Below are 22,697 nucleotides of genomic sequence, written 5' to 3'. Positions count from 1 at the left end.
TAAGCCGGTGATCCGCAGTCCCGGCACGCCCTGACGCCGCGCTTATCACCGCAGGTCGAGCGGGGGGTGGCGCCCCGAATCTCGCAGAGAAAACTCATCCAGCGAGGGGCGGTCCCCAGCCGGTCATGACAGCGACACCCGGACGCCGCCCGAGAAGAGGGAGTCGTGGAGTTCGATCGTCTCCGGCTTCAGCGTCTTGGGGACGTCGAAGAGGACGACGCCCTTCACCACGTTGCCGGGGTTGATCGTCTCGTAGAGCGACTTGGCGTCGTCCAGGTAGATGGAGGCGCCGGAATCGGCCTCGTACTGCTTGCCTCCCGCGTGGAGCCTCTGGGCCGCGGCCATGAACGTCTGCGCCTCGTCGCCGATGTTCTCGACCTTGACGTGGACGAGGAGGAACACGCCCTGAGCATCGGCGCCGATCACGTCGCTGCCGATCCGCTCGCGTCGTTCCAGCTCGGTGACCGTGAACGTGAACTTGCCGTCGCGCACGGCCGCGCCGATCCCGGCCGCCTTCGGCTCGGCGGGCCGCTTCGACCTCTCGGCCCTGCCTCCGCCCGCCTTCCCCGTTTCGACGGCGGCCGTCGTGCCGGGCTCGCCGCTGCCGGCGGCCACGGCGATGAGGGCTGCACAGCCGCCGCCGACGAGGAGCAGGACGGAGGCGATGACGATGAGGATCAGCGGCGCGTTGCTCTTGCGGCGGGGCGGGCCGCCGTACTGCGGGTGCGTGTGCCCGGGCTGGGTGTGCCGGCTCGGGTCGGAAGAAGGGTGCGCCATGGGAGCCTCCGTGTCGGTGAGAACACCGGTTGTGACGTTCCTGAGGCTCCCGTTGTTGGCGTCACCGCTGTTACATGCGGGTTCGGCATGGACGGCTCAGCGCTTGTCGAGGTACTCCTCGCGCAGCAGGCGCTTGTAGAGCTTGCCCGTCGGGTGGCGGGGCAGCTCGTCGCGGAAGTCGACGCTCTTCGGGCACTTGTAAGCGGCCAGGCGCTCCCTGCAGTACTCGATCAGCTCGGCCTCCAGCGCGGGTCCCGCCTCGGCGGGGTCGGCGGGCTGGACGACGGCCTTGACCTGCTCACCCATCTCCTCGTCGGGTACGCCGAAGACGGCCACGTCGGCCACCTTCGGGTGAACGGACAGCACGTTCTCCGCCTCCTGGGGGTAGATGTTCACCCCGCCTGAGATGATCATGTAGGAGCGGCGGTCGGTCAGGTAGAGGAAGCCGTCCTCGTCGAGGTAGCCGATGTCGCCGAGCGTGGTCCAGCCCCTGCCCCGCGGGTCCTGCGCGGAGCGGGTCTTGTCGGGGTCGCCGTGGTACTCGAAGCGCGGGCCGTCGGAGAAGTAAACCGTGCCGCGCTCGCCTGGCGGCAGCTCGTCGCCCTCCTCGTCCAGGATGTGCACCACACCCAGAAGGGGGCGGCCGACCGTGCCCTTGTGGGCCAGCCAGTCGGCGGGGGCCCGCGTAGAGGAAGCCGTTGCCCTCGGTTCCCGCGTAGTACTCGTGGATGATCGGCCCCCACCAGTCGAGCATCTGCTCCTTGACGGGGACGGGGCACGGAGCGGCGGCGTGGATCGCGCACTTCAGGGACGACAGGTCGTAGTCGTTCCTGGAGGGCAGCTTGAGCATCTTGATGAACATGGTCGGCACCAGCTGCGAGTGCGTCACCCTGTACCGCTCGACCAGCGCGAGGTACTCGGCGGCATCGAAGCGCTCCATCACCACCACCGTCGCCCCGAGCCGCTGGAACTGCAGGCAGTAGCGCAGCGGCGCGGCGTGGTAGAGCGGCGCGGGCGAGAGGTAGACGCTGTCGTCCGACGGCGCGAAGAGGAACTGGATGAGCTGCAGCAGCGGCCCGGGGGTGTCGAGGGGCGCCTGGGAGAGGGTCGGTTTGACGCCCTTGGGCCGTCCCGTGGTCCCCGAGGAGTAGAGCATGTCCGAGCCCTGGCACTCGTCCTCGATCGGCGTCGCGGGCAGCCCCTCGACCGCCTTCTCGTAGGACTCGAAGCCCTCGGCCACGCCGTCGAGCATCAGGCGGCGCTCCACGCCCGGCGCGGAGACGGTGGTGGCCACCTCGGCCAGCCCGGCCGAGGAGATGAAGATCCTGGCCTCGCAGTTCTCGACGATGTAGTTCAGCTCCTCGCTCCGCAGGCGCGAGCTGATCGCGGTGTAGTAGAGCCCCGAGCGCTGCGCGGCCCAGGCGATGACCAGGAAGAGCGGGTGGTTCTCCAGCATGAAAGCGATATGGTCGCCCGGTTTGAGCCCGGCCGAGCGGAAGAGGTGCGCGAGCCTGTTCGACTCCTCCTCCAGTTCGCGGTAGGTGACGACCTGCCCGGAGCCCGCCATGATCACAGCGGGCTTGTCGGGGGTGACTGCTGCGATGGCTCCCGGATGCATGACCAGAACACTATTCGGTTACCACGCCGGCAGGAAGGCCCCTGCCCTGCGGGTGGATCACGTAGGCGGTGCCCGAGCTGGAGCGTACCCAGGCCCGCTCGAAGGCGTCGCGGGGCAGGACCACCCGCACGCCGCGCGCGGCGGGGTCGTTGGCGATCACGTCGCCCTCGGCGGTGAAGCCGGTCACCACGACCAGGTGACCATCGCTGTCGCGCCCCAGCTCCTCGGCGGTGAACGAGAGCGAGGCCACGAAGGGGACGCCCGACGCGATCAGCGGCTCGGCCGCGGCCAGAGAGGGGAACCTGGTCACGAAGGCCTCGAGCCCGAACGCGCCCGCGTAGGCGGTGTTGAACGCCCAGTTGCCGCTGCCGCCGTACGCCCTGTCGGAGGTGTGCCTGGCGGCGTGGTCGACGGCGGGATCGGGGTCGCTCCTGCGCACCCAGGCGATCTCCGCGGGGCGCGGGCCCCTGCCCCAGTAGCCGACCACCATGGCCGTGGAGGTGGGGCTGCACCAGGCGCGCCCTCCGTGGTCCGCGTGCGCGAGTTGCGACTTGCGCGGCACCCCGAGCTCGCGTCCCCACGCCGCCCCCGCGCTCCCCTTGGCGGGGACCCCGCGCGCCGAGGCCACCGCGCCCAGGCTGCGCAGAACCGGCCGTACGGCGGAGCCCGGCCTGCGCAGAAGGGTGGCCCTCAGCTGATAGGAGGTGACCGGCCCGCTGAGCCTGAGCACGTCGGCCGCGACCGTGCCCGTCGCGTCGGCCTGACCCTTCACCGTGGTGCGCCTGATGCCGCTCTCGCCGTATGCCCATCTGCCCATGACGTACCAGCCCGAGCCCGGCACCCTGACCTCGACCCGCAGCCAGCTCCCCTCAGGGGTGTCGGCGGTCCAGGAGGGCACCAGCTCGTCCGCCGCGAAGCCGATCTCCCGCTGGGGCCCCGTCCACCGCGAGATCTCCCACGCGCCCGACCTGGCGAAGGGGCTGAAGGCGCCGATCGCCTCCCTGCGATAGGCGGCCTGCGCCTCTCCCGGCACACCGTGCCCATAAATCGCCAGCAATACAGCGATCACAAGTTGCATATCCTGACAGCTGCCCGCCGGGGGCCCCCCGGCAATCCCAGCAAAAGGCCGTGATCTCTCAAGGAGATCACGGCCCTTTATGGCGAGTTGTCAGGCGTGGTACACGGCCTTCCAACCGGAGTGGAAGCCCTTCGGGCCGTTGTAGCTGCCCCGGCTCACATCGACGTAGATGTGCTTGGCGTTCTTGCCGGAGAAGGAGTAGTCGGCGTCGCCCTTACCGCAGTTCTTGAAGCTCTTGAGGTAGGCGGAGCCGTCGTGGTTGATGACCTTGAAGGTCTCCCAGGCGCAGACGTACTTCTTCTTGCCCCACCACTTGTGGTTGGTGAGGGTGCTGTCGACCGTGAAGAAGAAGTCGTGCTTCCAGGTCCAGACCTTCTTCTTGTAGGGCTTCTTCTTCCAGACGCAGTGCTTGTTGCCGTGCTTGTCCTTCCAGCACACCTGGACCTTCTTGTAGAAGGTCTCCCAGTGCCAGGTCTTGTAGGACTTCTTGGCCACGTCGACCTGACCGGAGGGCCTGCGCCTTGTGGTCGCTGGAGTGGTACGCGCCCCAGGACGTGCCGGTGGTCGCCGCGCCGGTGGTCGCGGCACTGGCGGCCACCGGGGCGCCGACAGCCACTGCTGTGGCGATGGCGGCGCCGGTCAGGATTCGTGAAACGAATCGCATTCGGGTTCTCCTCGGGAAGAGAGTTTCTGTCACGCTCTTCCTACGCCTGGGCGATTGCCGAATGCTTACAATCCACTTGAAACGCCTGGCCGGGCCCTAAATATCAGATAAGTGGATATTCCCGATCTTTCACAGGAAAAATTCAGGCTGGGATGACGGCACCCTTATAGGTGTCCTCAATGTACTTCTTGACCTCCGGGGACTTGAGCAGCTTGGCCAGCTTCTGCACCAGCGGGTCGTTCTGCTTGCCGTCCTGGACGACCAGGCCGTTGGCGTACGGGTTGCCCTCGGCCTTCTCGACCACGAGCGCGTCGGTGGCCGGGTTGAGCTTGGCCTCCAGCGCGTAGTTGCCGTTGATGACGGCGGCGTCCACGTCCTCGAGCGAGCGGGGCAGCTGGGCGGCGTCGAGCGGCTTGAAGGCGATGTTCTTCGGGTTGGCGGTGACGTCACGCTCGGTGGCGGCGGTGCCGACGCCCTCCTTGAGGGTGATCACGCCGTTGTCGGCCAGCAGCTTCAGCGCGCGGCCGAGGTTGGTGGCGTCGTTGGGCACGGCCACGCTGGCGCCGGAGGCGATCGAGGCGACGTCCTTCACCTTGCTGGAGTAGAGGCCCAGCGGCTCCAGGTGCACGCTCTCCACCCAGGTGAGCTTGGCGCCCTTCTCCTTGTTGTAGTCACCGAGGTAGGGCTGGTGCTGGAAGTAGTTGGCGTCCAGCTGGCCCTCCTGGAGCTGCGGGTTCAGCGGCACGTAGTCGCTGAACTCGACGATCTCCAGCTTCAGTCCCTCCTTGGCGGCCAGGTTGTCCGAGATGTACTTCAGGATCTCGCCATGGGGGGTCGGGGTGGCGCCCACCTTGAGCGTGTCGTCGGCCGTACCCGCCGAGGACGATCCGCAGGCCGTCAGAACAAGCGCTAGGAAGGCTGCGATGACAGCACCAAACAACGTACGCACAGTGATTCTCCAGTTATCGCTTGGCCAGACGGTCGGCGAAGGCGTCGCCGAGGGTCTGCGCCAGTTGGACGAGGATGATGATGACCACGCAGGTCGCGATCATGAGCGGCGTCTCGAACCGCTGGTAGCCGTAGCGGATGGCCAGGTCGCCCAGGCCGCCCGCGCCGATCACCCCTGCCATGGCGGAGTACGAGACCAGCGTGATGACGGTGACGGTGACCCCCGCGACCAGCGCCGCCCTGGCCTCGGGCAGCAGCACCTTGGTCACGATGGACAGCCGGCTGACGCCCATGGCGTGCGCGGCCTGGACCACGTCGGGGCTGACCCCGCGCAGCGCGATCTCCACCAGCCTGGCGAAGAACGGCACCGCGCCGATGGTCAGTGGCACGATGGCGGCGTAGAGCCCGATCGTGGTGCCCACGAGCAGGCGGGTGAAGGGGATCACCGCGATCATCAGGATGATGAACGGCAGCGACCTGCCGATGTTGACGATGAGGCTGAGCAGCTGGTTGGCCGCCCGCGAGGGGAACAGGCCGTCACGCGAGGTGCCGACCAGCGCGACGCCCAGCGGCAGCCCGAACAGGACGGTGAACAGCGTGGACCAGACGACCATCAGGACCGTCTCCCACGTCGCCTGTCCCAGCAGCGGGACCATCTCCTGCCAGGTCATGCCGCCACCTCCACGATCAGGCCGCGCTCGCGCAGGTAGGTGAGGGCTGTCGCGGACTCGGCGCCGTCCAGCGAGACCCGCAGGCGGCCGACCGAGCCGCCGGCCACCTCCTCCAGCGCGCCGCCGAGGATGTTGACGTCCACGTCGAACTTCCGCACGAGCTGGGAGATGACCGGCTCCTCCGCCGCGCCGGTGAAGGTGATCGTGACGTCGCCCCTGGCCGGTGCCGGAAGGGGGAACAGCTCGGCCGCCAGGCGCGAGCCGGGCGTCGTCAGGAGCTGCCTGATCGGGCCCGACTCCTCGATGCGCCCTCCGGTCATGATGGCCACCGAGTCGCACACGCTCTTGACGACGTTCATCTCGTGCGTGATCAGCAGGATGGTCAGCCCGAGCTCGGTGTTGAGCCGCTTGAGCAGGGCGAGGATCGAGGCGGTCGTACCGGGGTCGAGCGCCGAGGTGGCCTCGTCGGCGAGCAGCACCGAGGGGTTGCCCGCCAGCGCCCTGGCGATGCCGACCCGCTGCTTCTGGCCGCCTGACAGCTGCCCGGGGTGGGCGTCGGCCTTGTCGGCGATGCCGACCAGGTCGAGAAGCTCGGCCACCCTGGCCGCGCGCTCGCTCCTGGCCACGCCCATGACTTCGAGGGGGAAGGCCACGTTGCCCGCGACCGTGCGCGACGACAGCAGGGCGAAGTGCTGGTGGATCATGCCGATCCGCTGCCTGGCGGCGCGCAGCTCCCGCTCGCCGAGCGCGGTCATCTCCTGGCCCGCCACCGTCACGGTGCCCTGGTCGGGGCGCTCCAGAAGGTTGACGCAGCGCAGCAGCGTGCTCTTGCCGGCGCCGCTCTGCCCGAGCACGCCGAAGATCTCACCCTGACGCACGTCCAGGTCGACACCGTCCAGCGCGACGGTGCTCCCGTACGACTTGCGCAGGCCAGAAGCCTGAATCACGAAATTCCCCACAACGGAGTCGGTAATGGACAGTCAACGCGGGGGAAGCGTCAGCGGGTGCCTGGATGAAACGGCAGGTGACTCAGGCGGCGCAGCACGAAGCTGGGTCGGATCATCGGAGTGCCTTTGAACGAGAGGGCGGGAAGGGTGCGCTACCGGCGGGCCTGACAGCCCGTACACATGCGCATTCGCATCTCGTTCACACCGAGGCCAACGACCTCGTGCGAGGGGGTATTCCCCGGCCACGATGTGAAGTGGCTCACTGCAGGCCGCCCCCCCGAAGGTCTCCTCACTCCGTGTCGCCGACACTCCGGAAGGCGCGGCGGTAGGCGGAGGGCGTGGTGCCGAGCACCTTCGTGAAGTGCTGGCGCAGGCCGTTGCCCGTGCTGAAGCCCGAGCGCTCGGCCACGGCGTCGACCGGCAGGCGCGTGGTCTCCAGGAGCTCGCGCGCCCTGTCCAGGCGCTGCCGTGTGAGCCACCCGATGGGGGTCAGGCCCGTCTCATGGCGGAAGCGGCGGGTGAAGGTCCTGGTGCTCATCCTGGCCTGCTCGGCCAGCTGCGGGATGGTGACGGGCTCGTGCAGCCGCTCGATCGCCCACCCCAGCACCGGGCCGAGCCCTCTGTCCTGGGCCGGGACCGGCAGGCCGGGCGACACGTACTGCGCCTGGTCGCCCTCCCGCTGCGGCGCGACGACCATCCTGCGGCCGACCTCCGCCGCCACGGCCGCGCCGAAGTCACGGCGGACGATGTGCAGGCACAGGTCGATGCCCGCCGCGGTGCCCGCGCTGGTGAGGACGTCGCCCTCGTCGACGAACAGGGCACGCGGATTGACCTCGACCCTCGGGTAGCGCCGCCGCAGTTCGTCGGCGTGCATCCAGTGCGTGGCGGCTTCACGGCCGTCGAGCAGGCCGGCGGCGGCCAGGATGAAGGCGCCCGAGCACACGGCGGCGATCCGCGCGCCTCTCTCGTACGCCTCGACCAGCGCGCTCAGCAGCGCCTCGGGCGGGCGGTAGGAGGCGTCCGCGCATGCGGGCACCACGACGAGGTCGGCCGAGCGCATCGCCTCCAGCCCGTGGGGCGCGCGCAACGACAGCCCGTTGAGCGACTTCTGCTCCTGGTCGGCGCTCTGGCAGAGCGCGAGGTCGTACCAGTCGGGGGTCAGGTCGCGGCGGTCCCTGCCGAAGACCTCACAGGGGACGGCGAGCTCGAACAGCGGGCACTCGTCCAGCACGGGGACGACCACGCGGATCCTGGCCATGCCGCCAATCTAGTGGCTCGAATCTTGTGGAACACGACATTTTCGCCACTGGTAGCCGGGAGGCCCGCCCGGCGACAGTGGTGTCATGAACCATGCGGGACCGCTCAACGTGGGCGAGGAAGAAGGGGCCAGGCTGCTGACAGCCGCCGTGGACCTGGTCGTACGGCACGCGAAGGAGGTGGCCGAGGGGCCGGTGGCGCCGCCGGAGCCCGGAACCGCGCGGCTGCGCGAATGGCTGGCCGGCCAGGACTTCGAGGTGGCGAGGCCAGCCGCCGAAACGCTGCCCGAGGTGATGGAGGCGCTGCGCCGCTGGGGGGTGCACACGACGCACCCCCGCTACTTCGGCCTGTTCAACCCCACCCCCACCTGGTGGGGCGTGGCGGGCGAGCTCGTCGCCGCCGGGGTCAATCCCCAGCTGGCCGCCTACAGCCACGCGCCCGCCGCCGTCGAGATGGAGCGGCACGTGCTGCGCTTCATGGCGGGAAGGCTCGGCCTGCCCGCCACCACGGAGGGTGCCTTCACGGTGGGCGGCGCCGAGGCCAACCTGACGGCGGTCGTCGTCGCCATGACCCGCCGGTTCGCCACCTATCCGAGGTCGGGACTCTCCGGCCTGCCCGGGCGGCCCGTGCTGTACGCCTCCGCCGAGAGCCACCTGGCCTGGCTCAAGATCGCGCACATGACGGGGTTGGGCCGCGACGCCGTACGGCTGGTGCCCGCCGACGCGGCGCACCGCATGGACACGGCCAGGCTGCGCGAGATGCGCGCGGCCGACGTGGTGGCAGGCCTGCAGCCCTTCCTCCTGGCCGGTACGGCGGGCACGACGGCGGGAGGCGCGCTCGACCCGCTGCGCGAGCTTGCCGCCCTGGCGCGGGAGTGGAACCTGCACTTCCACGTCGACGCCGCGTGGGCGGGCGCGGTCGCGCTGTCCGACACGCTGCGCCCGCTGCTGGCAGGGGTGGAGCTGGCCGACAGCGTCACGGTGGACGCGCACAAATGGCTGTCGGCGCCGATGGGCGCGGGCATGTTCCTCACCCCGCATCCGGCGGCTCTCTCGCAGAGCTTCCACGCGACGACCTCGTACATGCCCGCCGAGAGCGAGGACGCTCCCGACCCCTACGCCACCAGCGTGCAGTGGTCACGCCGCTTCGCCGGCCTGAAGGTCTTCCTGGCCCTCGCCGTGGCAGGCAGGCATGCCTACGCCGCGCAGCTCGAGCGGGACGTGCGGCTCGGAGAGGTGCTCGCGCGCCGCCTCGCCGAGGACGGCTGGTCGCGCATCAACGACACCCCTCTGCCCGTCGTCTGCGTGACGGCTCCCGAGGCCGAGGCGGAAGGCCATGAGCGCAGCGCCGCCTGGCACGCCGCCGTCGCCGATCAGGTGGTCAGGAGCGGCGCCGCGTGGCTCAGCACGGTCCGCCTCGCGGGCCGTCCCGCGATCCGCCTGTGCGTGACCAGCCATCGAACCGGCCCCGCCGACCTCGAGGCCGTGGTCAGCGCGCTCGCCGAGGCCCGCAAGAGGACGCGGATCGCCTGATCGAGGCCGTCGCGCGTGAGAAAGCCGCCCCGCCGTACGGTGACGGCGGGGCGGCTCAGGGGTGACGGTCAGACGGCCGCGGTCACGCGGCGGCCGTCTGCGCCACCTTCGCGGGGGCGAGCGCGATGTCGAGGACCTCGCGCACGTCGCTCACCGCGTGGACGGTCAGCTCGTCGCGGACCTCCTTGGGCAGGTCGTCCAGGTCGGGCTCGTTGCGGGCGGGGATGAGCACGGTGGTGATGCCCGCCCTGTGCGCCGCCAGCAGCTTCTGCTTGACGCCGCCGATGGGCAGCACCCTGCCGGTGAGGGAGATCTCGCCGGTCATCGCCACGTCGTTGCGGACCAGCCGTCCCGACAGCAGCGAGGCCAGGGCCGTGGTGAGCGTGACACCCGCCGAGGGGCCGTCCTTGGGGACGGCGCCCGCGGGGAAGTGCACGTGCACCGAGCGGTCCTTCAGCGCGGTGACGGGCAGCTCCAGCTCCGCGCCGTGCGAGCGCAGGTAGGACAGCGCGATCCGCGCCGACTCCTTCATCACGTCGCCCAGCTGGCCGGTGAGGGTCAGCCCCGTCTCGCCCGTCTCGGGGTCGGCCAGCGACGCCTCGACGTACAGGACGTCTCCGCCCGCCCCGGTCACCGCGAGGCCGGTGGCCACGCCGGGCACCGAGGTGCGCTGCTTGGACTCGGGAAGCGACGCCTCGGGAACGAAGCGCGGCCTGCCCAGGTAGTCGACCAGGCTGTCCTCGCCGATGACGGACGGCAGCGCGTCCTTGGCCGTGACCTTGCGCAGGATCCTGGCGATCGAGCGCTCGAGGGAGCGCACGCCCGCCTCGCGGGTGTACTCGGCGGCCAGCTTGCGCAGCGCCGCCTCCTCCACCGTGACCTCCTCGGCGGTCAGGGCCCGCCAGCTCCAGCTGCTTGGGCAGCAGGTGGTCGCGGGCGATGGCCACCTTCTCGTCCTCGGTGTAACCGTCGAGGGTGACGACCTCCATACGGTCGAGCAGCGGCCCCGGGATGGCCTCCAGGACGTTGGCCGTCGCGAGGAAGAGCACGTCCGACAGGTCGAGCTCGACCTCCAGGTAGTGGTCGCGGAAGGTGTGGTTCTGCGCGGGGTCGAGGACCTCGAGCAGGGCGGCCGTCGGGTCGCCCCGGTAGTCGGCGCCGACCTTGTCGATCTCGTCGAGCAGCACGACCGGGTTCATCGAGCCCGCCTCGCGGATCGCCCTGACGATGCGACCGGACTGCGCGCCGACGTAGGTGCGCCGGTGTCCGCGGATCTCCGCCTCGTCGCGCACGCCGCCGAGGGCGACGCGGACGAACTTCCTGCCCATGGCGCGCGCCACGGACTCACCCAGCGACGTCTTGCCGACTCCCGGAGGGCCCGCCAGAGCGAGGACGGCGCCGCTGCGGCGGCCGCCCACCACGCCGAGGCCCTTGTCCTGGCGGCGCTTGCGCACGGCCAGGTACTCGATGACGCGGTCCTTCACGTCGTCGAGGCCGGTGTGGTCGGCGTCGAGCACCTCACGGGCGCCCGCGATGTCGTAGTTGTCGTCGCTCGTCTCGTTCCACGGGATGTCGAGGACGGTGTCGAGCCACGTGCGGATCCAGCCGGTCTCGGGCGACTGGTCGGAGGTCCGCTCCAGCTTGTCGACCTCCTTGAGCGCGGCCTCACGCACCTTCTCGGGGAGGTCGGCCGCCTCCACACGGGCGCGGTAGTCCTCCTCCTCGGTCTCGGTGTCGCCGTTGAGCTCCTTGAGCTCCTTGCGGACCGCGGCAAGCTGCTGGCGCAGCAGGAACTCCCGCTGCTGCTTCTCCATGCCCTCCTGGACGTCCTTGCGGATCGTCTCGGCCACGTCCAGCTCGGCCAGGTGCTCACGCGACCACTCGACCAGCTTGGCCAGCCGGTCGGCGGGGTCGGGGGCCTCCAGCAGCTCCACCTTCTGCGCGGTGCTCAGCCAAGGGGTGTAGCCGGAGCTGTCGGCCAGCACGGAGGGATCGTCGATCTGGTTGACCTGGTCGACCACCTGCCACGCGCCGCGCTTCTGCAAGATGGTCGTGGCCAGGGCCTTGTACTCCTTGGCCAGTTCCTGCGCCCGCTCACCGACCTGGACGGGGTCGACCGTGAGCACCTCCACCCACAGGGCCGCGCCCGGGCCTGTCGTGCCCTTGCCGACCCTGGCCCTGTTGACGCCACGGACGACGGCGGCGGGCTCACCCCCGGGGAGCCTTCCGACCTGCTCCACCACGGCCTGGACGCCGACGGCGCCGTATCGGCCGTCGATCCTGGGAACGAGGAGCACCCGCGGCTTGTTGAGACCAGAAGCCTGAGCCGCGTCGATCGCAGCCCGGACCTCGGAGTCGGACAGGTCCAGAGGGACCACCATGCCCGGCAGGACCACCTCGTCGTCGAGTGGCAGGACCGGGAGGATCAAGCTCTCACTCATCTGAACTCCAAAGGGTTGAGTTATACCGACTCAATTAACGAGAGCCCTCCAATGTTCCCGAAGTTGCTGATGTTCGCTCACAGCGATCGTAATGATGTAAGTGATACCTCCGAGGGATCACTCTCAGGGGTGATGCGGGCCTGGTCAGAGGCTCGTAGGCTGTTGCGGTGATCTCGGCCGTCGTCCAGCCCTTCAGGCTCGCGCTCTTCAGGGGCGAGGCCGACCCCGCGCCCCCGCGTTCGCGCAGGTTGCGCCCTCCGATGCCCGGCCTGCTGCGCGGGCTGCTGCCCTTCGGCCACCTCGATCTGGTGCAGGTGGCCGATCTCCTGCTGGCCTGGGCGCTGTTCGGCACCGTCCTCAACGACCTGACGAACCTGACCGAAGCCGCACCGCAGCCGATATGGCTGCTCTGTCTGACCGCGACCGGCCTCTCGCTGCCTGTCGCGCTGCGCGAGCGCTGGCCGCTGGCGGCGTGGCGGCTGGCTCTCGCGCTCCTTCCGCCGGCGCTGTGGATGAGCTACCTGCTCGACGGGATCCGCTCGTTCATGATGCAGGGCGCCATCATGGGCCTGCTGGTCCTCTACTCCGTAGCCGTCAGGTGCGACAGACGGATCACGCCGGCGGTGTGGGCGATCTCGCTCGTGGCCGCGTGGTTCGTCCTCGGGGAGTCGGTGGTGCCTGCGGGCATCGCGCTGAGCGTGGTCGTCCTGTTCGGCTACAACGTCAGGGTGCGGCGCAGCGCCACCCTGAGCAGGGACACGGCCGTCGAGGAGCGCTCGGTCCTGGCCGAGAGGGCGCGCATAGCCCGCGAGCTGCACGACGTCGTCGCCCATCACCTGTCGGTGATCGCGATCCAGGCCGAGGCCGTACCGCTGGAGGCGGGGGGCGACCCCGCGCGCCTGGATGCGGGGCTCGCGCAGATCCGCGGGCTGTCACTGGAGGCGATCAAGGAGTTGCGCCAGGTGCTGGGCGTGCTGCGCGACGAGGACGGCCGCACCGACACCGCGCCCGCTCCCGGTCTCGACAGGATGGACGAGCTCGTGGCCAACGCCCGGACGGCGGGCCTGGCCGTCCTCGTGAAACGCTCCGGCGAGCTCGACCGGCTGCCGAAGGCCGTGGAGGTCTCGGCGTACAGGATCGTGCAGGAGTCCCTCAGCAACGCCATGCGCCACGCGCCGGGCTCGACCGTGGCCGTGGAGCTCGTCAGGGACGACGAGCTGCGCATCCGGGTCACGAACGGCCCCGCGAGCAGGCCGGGCGGCGCGCCCGGCGCGGGGCACGGGCTGCTGGGCATGAGGGAGCGGGCCTCGCTGCTGGGCGGGTCGCTGGAGACGGGTCCCGTGGAAGGGGGCGGGTTCGAGGTGAAAGCCGTGCTGCCGCTGGAGGGAGCGTCATGATCAGGGTGCTGATCGCCGACGACCAGGGCATGGTGCGCACCGGGTTCACCGTCTTCCTGAGCAGCCAACCCGACATCGAGGTGGTCGGCGAGGCCGCCAACGGCGCCGAGGCGCTGGAAAGGGTCGCCGAGCTGGCGCCCGACGTGGTGCTGATGGACGTCAGGATGCCGGTGATGGACGGGCTGGAGGCCACCAGGCGGCTGATGGCCTCCGCCCGGACGAGGGTGCTCATCCTCACCACGTTCGACCTGGACGACTACGTCTACGAGGCGTTGCGGGCGGGGGCCAGCGGGTTCCTGCTGAAGGACGCCTCTGCCGCGCAGCTGGCCGAGGCGGTGCGGGTGGTGGCGGCCGGCGACGCGCTGATCGCGCCCGCCGTCACCAAGCGGCTGATCCACGAGTTCGCCAGGCTGGGCGGGCCGAGGGCGCCCACGGTGAAGCGGCTGGCCGAGCTGACCGAGCGGGAGACCGAGGTGATGACGCTGATCGCGCAGGGACTGTCGAACCAGGAGATCGCCTCCAGGCTCGTGGTGGCGGAGCAGACGGTGAAGACGCACGTGGGCAGGGTGCTGACCAAGCTCGACCTGCGCGACAGGGCTCAGGCGATCGTCTACGCCTACGAGACGGGGCTGGTGCGCCCCGGCGAGTGAGCGAGGCGGCGCGACCTGATCAGCAGGCGCTGCCGAGCGCGCGGAGCACGAAGCCGGACACGATCTCCTCGGCCGCCTCCACGCTCACCCGCCCGCTGATCAGCGGCTCCCGCTCGGCTCCGATGACGGCCATGATCATGCGTGCCGTGGCCTCGACGTCCTGCAGGTGGAAGTCCGCCGAGGCGGCGCCGTTGTCGAGGATCTCGACCAGGATGCGCTGCATCGGCGCCACGTGGTCGGCCAGCTGCTGGTAGGCGTCGGGGCCGAGGGAGGCGCTGAGCCCCGCGGCGCCGGGATGCGGATGCGCCACGAGCCCGGCCAGCTGCAGCCTGACGAAGGCGCGCAACCGCTCCGAGGGCGAGGCCGACGGCGGCAGCTGCGCGGTGTAGGCCTCGATGAAGTAGTGCGTCACGCGCTCGGTGAAGGCGAGCAGCAGCGCCGCCTTGTCGGGGTAGTAGTTGTAGAGCACGGTGCGGGTGATGCCGGCCTCGTGCGCCACGTCCGTCATCGAGATCGCGTCGATGCCCTGGACGCGCGACAGCCGCGAGACCGCCTGCAGGATGCGGTCCTGCGTCTGGGCGCGGTGCTCGCCGATCGTGGCGGCGCTGATCCTGGGCATGGGCCTATGCTAGGCCGCCGACCTGACCGTGTGCAGCAGCTCGGCCAGCACCTCGGTGTTGAGCTGGTAGGCCAGCCGCACCTCGCGGATGATCCGCTGCCCCTCCGCCTCGTCGAGCGCCAGGGCGTCGAGGCGGGCGCGATACTCGTTCTTGAAGCGCGGCAGCGAGCCGATCTCGTCGAAGACGTAGAAGTCGACGCCGCCGCCCTTGCCGTAGCCGTAGATCTTCTGCAGCTCCATCCTGATGAACTGGCCGCCCGACAGGTCTCCCATGTAGCGGGTGTAGTGGTGGGCGATGTAGCCGCCCGGCCAGTCGGAGACCTGCTCGATGCGGGCCACCAGGGTCCTGGTCGCCTTGGACGGCGCGATGCGCGACTCCCACGTGGGGCCGTAGATCGTCGTCAGGTCCCGCTCCAGCGCCCGCTGACGGTACAGCGAGGGGAAGACGAAGCGCCCTGCGACGGGGTGCTCGGCCAGCCGCTCGGCCGCGCCGTCGAGCGCGAGGTAGGCGAAGTAGTGCTGGGCGACCATCTCGCCGTACTCCTCGGCGCTGAGCCGTCCCGCCATCAGCTCGGTGAGATAGCTCTCGCCCTCGGCCGACTCGTGGTCGCTCCAGGTGGCCGCGCGAAGGGTCTCGGAGAAGGTCATGACACAGTGTCACCAAAACCGGCGGCTCACGTCAAGTCGATGACGACACCATGTCATGAACAGCGGGAGCAGGGCGACCACGGGCAGCCAGGAAAGACGCTCGGTCCCCCCAGCGATCGGTCGACACCGGTGATCCTGATCAGGCCGGCCGGCCAGCCACCCCAGGTCACCAGGCCGAGCACCAGTCGGCGTCGCGCGGGCTGCGCCGAACCGTCGGAGCCGTCGAAACCGTCGGAGCCGCCGGACAGCGTGCGATCACCGGGGCCGGGTCAGCCGCCGTGCACGCGGATCGAGTTGGGGCACGTCCGGGTGAGCACGCCCGGGCTGTGGCGTCCGTCCGTGGTGCGCTCTCGGGGTTGCCGGGCTGCGGGAGTGGACGGCATCGGCCGACGGACCGCGGCGAACAGGCGCGCCAGCGTAGCCGACCTGCCGCCGTCGGCCGCCTGCGGTGCGATGGCGGCGACGCCTTCCTCCAGCCACGCCTCCCACGCCCCACGCTCGCCGCTGTCGAGACGGCCGTGCGCCTCGGCCAGGTCGAGGATGGCCGTGCCGATCTCGCGGGCCATCGTCCCGCCCGTGGGACGGAACCGGCTGCCGATGACACCCAGATGGCGAACCTGCACCCGCGCACCGGCCAGCGCGAGCGTGATGTTGAGGAAGGACTCCACTCCGAAGTCCGCAGGAAGCGGCTCGGTGAGCAGCGACCGGCGCACCGCCCGGTAGCCGGTCAGCGCGTTCGCCCCCATGAACCCCGTCTCAGGGAAGAACCTCTCGGTCAGCGGCTCGTAGATGGTGAACGTCGAGCTGAGGATCGTGCCGGGGTGATCGTATTCGTAGTCGCCCACCACGTGTCCTGCGGTGCCGGAGGCGGCTGCCGCGCGGAGTTCGGCGGCGACGTTGAGCTCCGAGGAGACCAGGTCGGCGTCGAGGAAGCACACCCACTCGGTGCTGGCCACGTCGATCGCGGCGTTCATCGCGGCGCCCTTGCCCTTCGGCCCGCTCAGGACCTCCGCCCCCGCCTCGGCGGCACGCCGCGCGGTGGCGTCGGTCGAGGCGCTGTCGACGACCAGGATCCTGTCGCCCGGCCCTGCGGCGGCGCGCGCCTGCCCGACGATGGCGGCGACGGTGGCCTCTTCGTTGTGCGCGGGGATGACGAAGGTGAACAATGCCGTGTCTCCCGGGGGTGCGGTCAGCCACCACCCTAACGATCACTCGCCGCCCGGCGCGTTCCGCCCGAATGTGACCTCAGTCACCATATGGGGCCTTCACACCTGGACGGGCGGCTGCGTCGGTGGGAGGGTGCCGGGTTGAATGGCGAGGCCGATCGGTGAAACAGATAGAGGGCGAGGCCAGAATCGCGAAGAGGGGAGACATCATGACGAGCCGGTTCGCGCAGTGGACGCTCGACGTCCACGACAGCCGGAAGATGGCGGCGTTCTGGTCGGCGGCGCTGGGCTACGAGATCGAGCACGACGGCGAGGGCCCGCACCTGTGGCCGCCGGCGGACGCGCCGCGAGGCTCGTTGACGGTCTGGCTTCAGCCGACGGACTCCCCCAAGCGCGACAAGAACCGCAACCATCCCGACCTCCACGTCCCCGACGGAGGCGATGTGGACGCCGAGGTGAAGCGGCTGGTCGGGCTGGGCGCCACGCGCGTCGACGTCGGCCAGAAGGGCGACGAGGGGTTCGTCGTGCTGGCCGACCCTGAGGGCAACGAGTTCTGCCTGCTGTACCGGCGGCATCCCCAAGGAGCTTAGGAGGGGGTGTCGGGGGTCGAGGAGGGGCAGAGACAGCCGCGAGCCGCCTGACGGTCACTCGACGCCTCCGTCCACGATTCGGCCATCGGCGTATGCGGCGAGACCGTCCGCCATGCGTTGCATGAAGCGGGTCAGGTACCACCGCCAGAAGCCACCCGAGAGCGGCAGGTTGGGCTCGAAGGTGGCGGACCAGGCGATGTCGGTGCCGCCTGTGGGTACCGGGGTGAGATCGACGGTCCCACGGTAGGACCGGAAGGGCCCGCCCACGTTGTCGTAGACGAACCGCCGGTCGGTGATCAGCTCGACGATCCGCTCCCGCGCGACGTGACGGCCGGTGCGGAAGATCCTGGTGTCGCCGACCTCTTGCCGTCCCATGGGGTCGCCGCCCTCGACGTCGGCCGAGCCGATCGGCGACCACACCGGCCAGGTGGCCGCATGAGTGAGCGCCGCGAAGACGGCGTCAGGATCGGCTTGCGAGCGTGCGGTCACGGCATAGGAATACGGCATGAGCCCCAACGTAAGCTCCGCCGCCTTCCGGGGACATGCGCGCGATTGCCGAGGATCGATCAGTTCTTGCGGTACGCCGAGGGCCGGACACCGGTCTGGCGCAGGAAGGCCGACGACAACGCGCCCGGACTGGCGAACCCGCACCGCCGGGCGATCTGCTCGATGCTGAGGGAGCTGGTGGACAGCAGCCGCTGCGCCTGCTCGATCCGCAACCGGGTGAGGTAGCGGTGGGGTGTCTGGCCGGTGGCCTCCCGAAAAACGCGGACGAAGTGGTACACGCTCAGATGAACCTCGGCGGCGATGGTGGCCAGCGTCAGAGGCTCTGCCAGGCGCTCCCGCATGATGGCGACGCCCGCCCGGACGGCGGCGTGCTCGGGCCCGGGCAGGCGTTCGTTCCTGCCGAGGGTCAGCAGGTGCGTGGCGAGGAACGCCGCGGCGGACTCCGCGTACAGGTCACTGACGCCGCCGGCGCCCGGCAGCGAGCGGAGGAGCTGTTCGACAACCGGATCTCCCCCTCGCAGGACGGCCGACAGCGCCTCGAAGTCGGGCTCACGACCGCCCAGCGCTCCGGCGACCTGCTGCACGGTCGGCGAGGGAAGGTGGACCTGGATGGTGCTCAACCCTGACGTCGCCCGGTAGCTGAGTGAACTCGCGCGACCGGGGACCATGAGTTCCAGATGGCCGGGAACCCAGCGGCGCCGGACGGGCCTGCCACCGGCATGTGTCCACATGTCCGCACTTCCGGCTACGCAGAGCACAAGATGCAGGTCGGACACCGCGGGGAGCGCAAGGTCCTCGACCTCGCACGCGTGGTCGAAGCCTTGGACGAGCAGTGATCGCCAACCGGCGTCCCAGCTGTTGTACGTGTGTCGCACGTACACCGGCGTATCGAAGCCGGCATAGGACGCCAGATCGAAGTCAGGCGAGTCGAACACGCTGCGAGTCTAGTCGGCGACGTTCACCCTCACCGGCGCCAAGGCCGATGGGCGCCACATGCTCGACGCCACCTGGAGGCCGGACACACCGGAGGTGCTCGTGCATGGTCACAAGGGGCCCGCCTGGGAGGGGGGTGTCCAGTCCTGTCAGAGGGCTACGACAAGATTGCCGTCATGGAAGTCCAGCTCAAATCCCCCCAGGGCCGGTGGATCCTGGCCGCCACCGTGCTCGGCTCAGGCCTGGCCATGCTCGACAGCACGATCGTCAACGTCGCGCTGCCCGCCCTGAGCAGGGAGCTCGGCGCCGACATGGCGGGGGCCCAGTGGACGATCAACGCCTACACCCTCACTCTCGCGGGGCTCATCCTGCTCGGCGGCTCCCTCGGCGACCGCTTCGGCCGTCGCAAGATCTTCCTGATCGGCACCGTGTGGTTCGCGCTGGCCTCGGCGCTGTGCGGCGCCGCGCCCAACGTCGAGACGCTGGTGCTGGCCCGCGCCCTCCAGGGAGTGGGCGGCGCGCTGCTCACGCCGGGCTCGCTGGCGCTCATCCAGGCGAGCTTCGTGCGCGAGGACCGGCCGAGGGCGGTGGGCGCCTGGTCCGGGCTCGGCGGTGTGGCCAGCGCGATCGGCCCGCTGCTGGGCGGCTGGCTGGTGCAGACCGCGGGCTGGCGCTGGGCCTTCCTGATCAACCTGCCGTTCGCCGCGATCGTCGTCCTGACCACGCTCAGGCACGTGCCCGAGTCGAAGGACGAGCAGGCGGCGGGCCGCTTCGACGTGCTCGGCTCGGTGCTGGCCGCGCTCGCGCTGGCCGGCATCACCTACGGGCTGATCGAGAGCGGCCAGCCGATTCCGCTGGTCGTGGGCGTGGTGCTGGCCGTCGCCTTCGTGGCGGTGCAGATCCGCAGGTCGCCGGATGCGCTGGTGCCTGTGAGCCTGTTCAACAACCACGTGTTCACCGCCGTGAACGTGGTGACGCTGATCATGTACGCGGCCATGGGCGTGGTCTTCTTCCTGCTGACCCTGCAGCTGATCGTGGTCGCGGGCTTCTCCGAGTTGGCCGCGGGCGCGGCGCTGCTGCCGGTGACGGCGCTGATGATGCTGCTGTCGGCGCGGGCGGGCGAGACGGCCAGGCGGTACGGCCCGCGCCTGCCGATGACGATCGGCATCCTCGTGGCGGGCGCCGGGTTCCTGCTCATGAGCACGATCGGCGAGGGGTCAAGCTACTGGCTGCAGGTGCTGCCGGCCGTCACGGTCTTCGGCCTCGGTCTGGCCGCGGCCGTCGCGCCGCTGACCGCGACCGTGCTGGCCACCGCCCAGGAGCGTTACGCCGGTACGGCCAGCGGCGTCAACAACGCCGTCGCCCGCACCGGCAGCCTGCTGGCGGTGGCGGCGATCCCGCCCTTCGTCGGCCTGGTCGGCGACGCGCTCAAGGACCCCGCGCGCTTCGACGGGGGATTCACCAAGGCCATGCTGATCAGCGCCGGCATGATGGCCGTGGCGGCGCTGATCACCTTCGTCACCATCACCACGAACGTGCTGGCCCCTCAGAAGGTGAAGGACTGACTGCGCACGCTGTTGTCGAAGTTGGACACCAGCAGTTCGGGCTCGCCCACGGACCTGATGTCGGGCAGCCTGGTCAGCAGCTCGCGGAACATCGTCCGCATCTCCTGCCTGGCCAGGTTGGCCCCGAGGCAGAAGTGCGGGCCGGGGCCGCCGAAGCCGACGTGCGGCTTGGTGTCGCGGGTGATGTCGAAGGCGTCGGCGTCGGGGAAGACCTCCTCGTCGCGGTTGGCCGAGCCGTAGAAGAGGACCACGCGGTCGCCCTTCTTCAGCTCCAGGCCGCGCAGCGCGTAGTCCTCGGTGACGGTTCTGCGGAACTGGATGATCGGCGAGACGTGCCTGACCATCTCCTCGATGGCGCCGTTGACGTGGCCGTCGAAGTCGGACATCAGCAGCTCGCGCTGGGCGGGGTGGTCGGTGAGCAGCTTGATGCCGTGGGCCATCGTGTTGCGCGCGGTCTCGTTGCCCGCCACCAGCAGCAGCGCGAAGAAGGAGCCCAGCTCCTTGTCGGTCAGCTTCTCCCCGTCGGGGTTGGCGGTGACCAGGGCGGAGACGAGGTCCTTGCCCGGCTCGGCGACCCGTTCGTGGCCCAGCTGGATGACCATGCGCTGCAGGGCCAGCAGCGCCACCACGTTCTTGCCCGCCAGCCTGGCGCTCTGCAGCAGGCTGGGCCGTACGCCGCTGTAGGCGGTGGAGGCGTCGACGTGCTCGTGCACCTTGGCCCGCATGCTCTCGGGGATGCCCATCATGTCGCAGATGACGTGGATGGGCAGGCGCGCGGCCACCTGGGAGACGAAGTCGCCAGGACCCTTGGCGATCACGTCGTCGACGATGCGCGCGCAGGCCTTCTGGATGTCGGCCTGCAGGCCCTGCAGCATCTTGGGGCTGAAGGCGCGCGAGACGATGCGCCGCAGCCTGGCGTGGCGGGGGTCGTCCATGTTGACCATCGACTCGCCGAACACGTGCTTGACCCAGCCGGGCGGCTCGGGGTTGGTGACGGCGGGCTCGCTGGAGAAGACCTTGGCGTTGCGGCTGGCCTCGACGACGTCGGCGTGGCGGACCAGGGCGTAGAAGCCGGTGCCCGAACGCAGCAGCGGGACCTTTTTCTCGGGGAAGAAGACGGGCAGGTCGGCCTGCCTGAGCCTGGCGAACGCCTCGTGCCGTTCCTTGAGTGGTCTGCGCCAGAAGTCCAGGTCCGCGAGGTCGATGTCCACCCGTCTATCCTGGCACGTTCCCTGGGCGTTAAGGCCGGGTTCTACGGGCCTGGGGACCATCCCAGCATGGACGTCTCTCGTACCGCCCTGCTCGCCGCCGCCTGCCTCGCCCTGCCCCTGCTGCCGCTGCCCTCGACCTCTCCCGCCGCCGCCTCGGTGAAGGAGTGCGCGGGGCGCCCCTCCGACTTCGACGGCGACGGACTGGCCGACCTGGCGATCGCCGCGCCGTACGACACCGTGGACGGTCACGCCCGCGCGGGCGCGGTCACGATCATGTACGGCTCGGGCCGCAAGGAGCGCCTCTCCCAGGCCACGCCCGGCGTTCCAGGTGACCCAGAGAACGGCGACTCCTTCGGCTCGGCGCTCGCCGCGGGCGACTTCGACGGCGACGGCTGCGGCGACCTCGCGGTCGGGGTGTCGGAGGAGTTCTTCGGCGCGCCGGTTCCCGGCGCCGACGGCAACGGCGCCGTCCAGCTCTTCCACGGCTCGACGGGCGGGCTCACCGCGGGCAGGCAGCTGTCGCCCTCCAGGCGCGGCTCCGACCGGTACGGCGCGGCGCTGGCGGCAGGCGACCTCGACGGCGACGCCGCCGACGAGCTGGTCATCGGCGCTCCCGCCACGGGCGGGGGCGGCGCGGTCGTCGTCCACGGCTTCCAGGGCCGCGCGCGCTACCAGCTCACCCAGAAGGGCCTGCGCCAGCGGGGCGCGGTCACCGACCAGTTCGGCGCGGCGCTGGCCACCGGCGACTTCGACGGCGACGGCAAGGACGAGATCGCGATCGGCGCGCCCGCCGACAGCGTCCGCTTCGACGGTCAGGGCTCGGTGACGGTGGTGAACCCGCGCACCCGCAGGAACGTCCAGTACACGCAGTCGAGCCAGGGGGTGAAGGGCGCCGCGGAGAAGTGGGACGCCTTCGGCGGCTCGCTGGCCGCCGCCGACTTCGACGCCGACGGCCGCGACGACCTGGCGATCGGCGTGCCCGGTGAGGGGCTGAGCGCCAACCAGCGCGCCATGGACTACGGCGACGGCATGGTGCACGTCCGCTACGGAACCGGACGCTGGGAGGCGTGGACGCAGCGGCTGCTCAAGGGGACGCCGCGCTACTCCGACAGGTTCGGCGCGGCGCTGGCCGCCGGCGACTTCAACGGCGACGGCGACGCCGAGCTGGCGGTGGGCGTCCCGGGCGAGAACGCGGTGCAGGTGCTGGCGGGCGGCAGGCGAGGCGGGCTGAGCAGGCACCGCGACCTGCTGATCAAGGGCAGCGGCCGCGACTTCGGCGCCTCGCTGGCCGCGCTGCCCTCGGTCGGCCGCTACCGCACGCTGTCGGTGCGCCGCCCCGTCCACGGCCTGGTCGTGGCCGCGCCGGGGCGAGGAGTGGTCACGCTGGTGCCCGGCTCGTCGGCGGGCCTGCGCCCCGCCAAGGCGCGCAGGCTCGCCAGCGGCCACGGCCTGTACGGCTACGCCTTCGGCTGAGCGGG

21 protein-coding genes and 1 pseudogene are annotated in these 22,697 nt (G+C 70.4%); 6 read left to right on the top strand and 16 right to left on the bottom strand.

Features of this window, described 5'->3' with window-relative positions:
• Positions 1–123 precede the first annotated feature (123 nt).
• The 9 genes from FHR33_RS41545 to FHR33_RS41510 all read right to left on the bottom strand — a co-directional run bounded on the left by FHR33_RS41545 (position 124) and on the right by FHR33_RS41510 (position 7,961).
• A complete protein-coding gene (locus FHR33_RS41545; protein ID WP_183659611.1) occupies positions 124–777 on the bottom strand; it encodes a DUF4352 domain-containing protein in 654 nt (217 codons plus the stop codon).
• A 96-nt stretch (positions 778–873) separates the two neighbouring features.
• Complete coding sequence (locus tag FHR33_RS53005) at positions 874–1,113, bottom strand: AMP-binding enzyme (protein ID WP_312896033.1); 240 nt, start codon at positions 1,111–1,113, stop codon at positions 874–876.
• Positions 1,076–2,395, bottom strand: coding sequence for an AMP-binding protein (locus FHR33_RS53485; RefSeq protein WP_376773272.1), 1,320 nt, complete (start codon positions 2,393–2,395; stop codon positions 1,076–1,078). The genes FHR33_RS53005 and FHR33_RS53485 overlap by 38 nt, the downstream gene beginning before the upstream one ends.
• 10 nt (positions 2,396–2,405) lie before the next feature.
• Positions 2,406–3,464, bottom strand: a complete 1,059-nt coding sequence (locus tag FHR33_RS41535; protein ID WP_183659610.1) for a C39 family peptidase — start codon at positions 3,462–3,464, stop codon at positions 2,406–2,408.
• Between the two features lie 99 nt (positions 3,465–3,563).
• Positions 3,564–3,968: a hypothetical protein gene (locus FHR33_RS41530; protein WP_183659609.1), complete on the bottom strand. Its 405-nt coding sequence runs from the start codon at positions 3,966–3,968 to the stop codon at positions 3,564–3,566.
• 311 nt (positions 3,969–4,279) lie between these two features.
• Positions 4,280–5,086, bottom strand: coding sequence for a MetQ/NlpA family ABC transporter substrate-binding protein (locus FHR33_RS41525; protein WP_183659608.1), 807 nt, complete (start codon positions 5,084–5,086; stop codon positions 4,280–4,282).
• A 13-nt stretch (positions 5,087–5,099) separates the two neighbouring features.
• Complete coding sequence (locus FHR33_RS41520) at positions 5,100–5,756, bottom strand: methionine ABC transporter permease (RefSeq protein WP_183659607.1); 657 nt, start codon at positions 5,754–5,756, stop codon at positions 5,100–5,102.
• Positions 5,753–6,703: a methionine ABC transporter ATP-binding protein gene (locus FHR33_RS41515; RefSeq protein WP_183659606.1), complete on the bottom strand. Its 951-nt coding sequence runs from the start codon at positions 6,701–6,703 to the stop codon at positions 5,753–5,755. Before FHR33_RS41515 ends, FHR33_RS41520 begins: the two co-directional genes overlap by 4 nt.
• 289 nt (positions 6,704–6,992) lie before the next feature.
• Positions 6,993–7,961 (bottom strand): GlxA family transcriptional regulator, encoded by a 969-nt coding sequence (locus FHR33_RS41510; protein ID WP_183659605.1) that lies wholly within the window; start codon positions 7,959–7,961, stop codon positions 6,993–6,995.
• A gap of 85 nt (positions 7,962–8,046) precedes the next feature.
• Here FHR33_RS41510 and FHR33_RS41505 point away from each other — a divergent pair, with 85 nt between their 5' ends.
• Complete coding sequence (locus tag FHR33_RS41505) at positions 8,047–9,492, top strand: pyridoxal phosphate-dependent decarboxylase family protein (RefSeq protein WP_183659604.1); 1,446 nt, start codon at positions 8,047–8,049, stop codon at positions 9,490–9,492.
• A gap of 82 nt (positions 9,493–9,574) precedes the next feature.
• On the opposite strand, the pseudogene lon reads toward FHR33_RS41505, so the two are convergent.
• A pseudogene (gene lon / locus FHR33_RS41500) lies at positions 9,575–11,933 on the bottom strand (endopeptidase La).
• A gap of 167 nt (positions 11,934–12,100) precedes the next feature.
• On the opposite strand from lon, the gene FHR33_RS41495 reads away from it, so the two are divergent.
• A complete protein-coding gene (locus FHR33_RS41495) occupies positions 12,101–13,330 on the top strand; it encodes a sensor histidine kinase (protein WP_183659603.1) in 1,230 nt (409 codons plus the stop codon).
• Positions 13,327–13,980, top strand: a complete 654-nt coding sequence (locus FHR33_RS41490) for a response regulator (protein WP_183659602.1) — start codon at positions 13,327–13,329, stop codon at positions 13,978–13,980. The genes FHR33_RS41495 and FHR33_RS41490 overlap by 4 nt, the downstream gene beginning before the upstream one ends.
• Positions 13,981–13,999: 19 nt before the next feature.
• Here FHR33_RS41490 and FHR33_RS41485 read toward each other — a convergent pair whose 3' ends face one another.
• The 3 genes from FHR33_RS41485 to FHR33_RS41475 form a co-directional block, all read right to left on the bottom strand.
• Positions 14,000–14,599, bottom strand: coding sequence for a TetR/AcrR family transcriptional regulator (locus tag FHR33_RS41485; protein ID WP_183659601.1), 600 nt, complete (start codon positions 14,597–14,599; stop codon positions 14,000–14,002).
• A gap of 9 nt (positions 14,600–14,608) precedes the next feature.
• Positions 14,609–15,247 (bottom strand): biliverdin-producing heme oxygenase, encoded by a 639-nt coding sequence (locus FHR33_RS41480; RefSeq protein WP_183659600.1) that lies wholly within the window; start codon positions 15,245–15,247, stop codon positions 14,609–14,611.
• Between the two features lie 269 nt (positions 15,248–15,516).
• Positions 15,517–16,413, bottom strand: coding sequence for a glycosyltransferase family 2 protein (locus tag FHR33_RS41475; protein ID WP_221241454.1), 897 nt, complete (start codon positions 16,411–16,413; stop codon positions 15,517–15,519).
• Between the two features lie 209 nt (positions 16,414–16,622).
• Here FHR33_RS41475 and FHR33_RS41470 point away from each other — a divergent pair, with 209 nt between their 5' ends.
• Positions 16,623–17,003: a VOC family protein gene (locus FHR33_RS41470; RefSeq protein ID WP_183659599.1), complete on the top strand. Its 381-nt coding sequence runs from the start codon at positions 16,623–16,625 to the stop codon at positions 17,001–17,003.
• Positions 17,004–17,057: 54 nt separating this feature from the next.
• On the opposite strand, the gene FHR33_RS41465 is transcribed toward FHR33_RS41470, so the two are convergent.
• The gene (locus tag FHR33_RS41465) at positions 17,058–17,510 is read right to left on the bottom strand and encodes an SRPBCC family protein (protein ID WP_183659598.1); all 453 of its coding nucleotides are present in this window, start codon (positions 17,508–17,510) and stop codon (positions 17,058–17,060) included.
• Between the two features lie 59 nt (positions 17,511–17,569).
• A complete protein-coding gene (locus FHR33_RS41460; RefSeq protein ID WP_246452333.1) occupies positions 17,570–18,130 on the bottom strand; it encodes a helix-turn-helix domain-containing protein in 561 nt (186 codons plus the stop codon).
• Between the two features lie 489 nt (positions 18,131–18,619).
• On the opposite strand from FHR33_RS41460, the gene FHR33_RS41455 reads away from it, so the two are divergent.
• The gene (locus tag FHR33_RS41455) at positions 18,620–20,008 is read left to right on the top strand and encodes an MFS transporter (protein ID WP_183659596.1); all 1,389 of its coding nucleotides are present in this window, start codon (positions 18,620–18,622) and stop codon (positions 20,006–20,008) included.
• Here FHR33_RS41455 and FHR33_RS41450 read toward each other — a convergent pair.
• The gene (locus FHR33_RS41450) at positions 19,990–21,219 is read right to left on the bottom strand and encodes a cytochrome P450 (protein WP_312895980.1); all 1,230 of its coding nucleotides are present in this window, start codon (positions 21,217–21,219) and stop codon (positions 19,990–19,992) included. The genes FHR33_RS41455 and FHR33_RS41450 overlap by 19 nt on opposite strands.
• Positions 21,220–21,285: 66 nt before the next feature.
• On the opposite strand from FHR33_RS41450, the gene FHR33_RS41445 reads away from it, so the two are divergent.
• Positions 21,286–22,692: an FG-GAP-like repeat-containing protein gene (locus FHR33_RS41445; protein WP_183659594.1), complete on the top strand. Its 1,407-nt coding sequence runs from the start codon at positions 21,286–21,288 to the stop codon at positions 22,690–22,692.
• Positions 22,693–22,697: the final 5 nt, after the last annotated feature.

It is taken from the genome of Nonomuraea dietziae, assembly GCF_014195505.1.
In the GTDB taxonomy this organism is placed as follows: Bacteria; Actinomycetota; Actinomycetes; order Streptosporangiales; family Streptosporangiaceae; genus Nonomuraea; species Nonomuraea roseola.
This window is presented reverse-complemented; position numbering and strand designations above follow the sequence as displayed.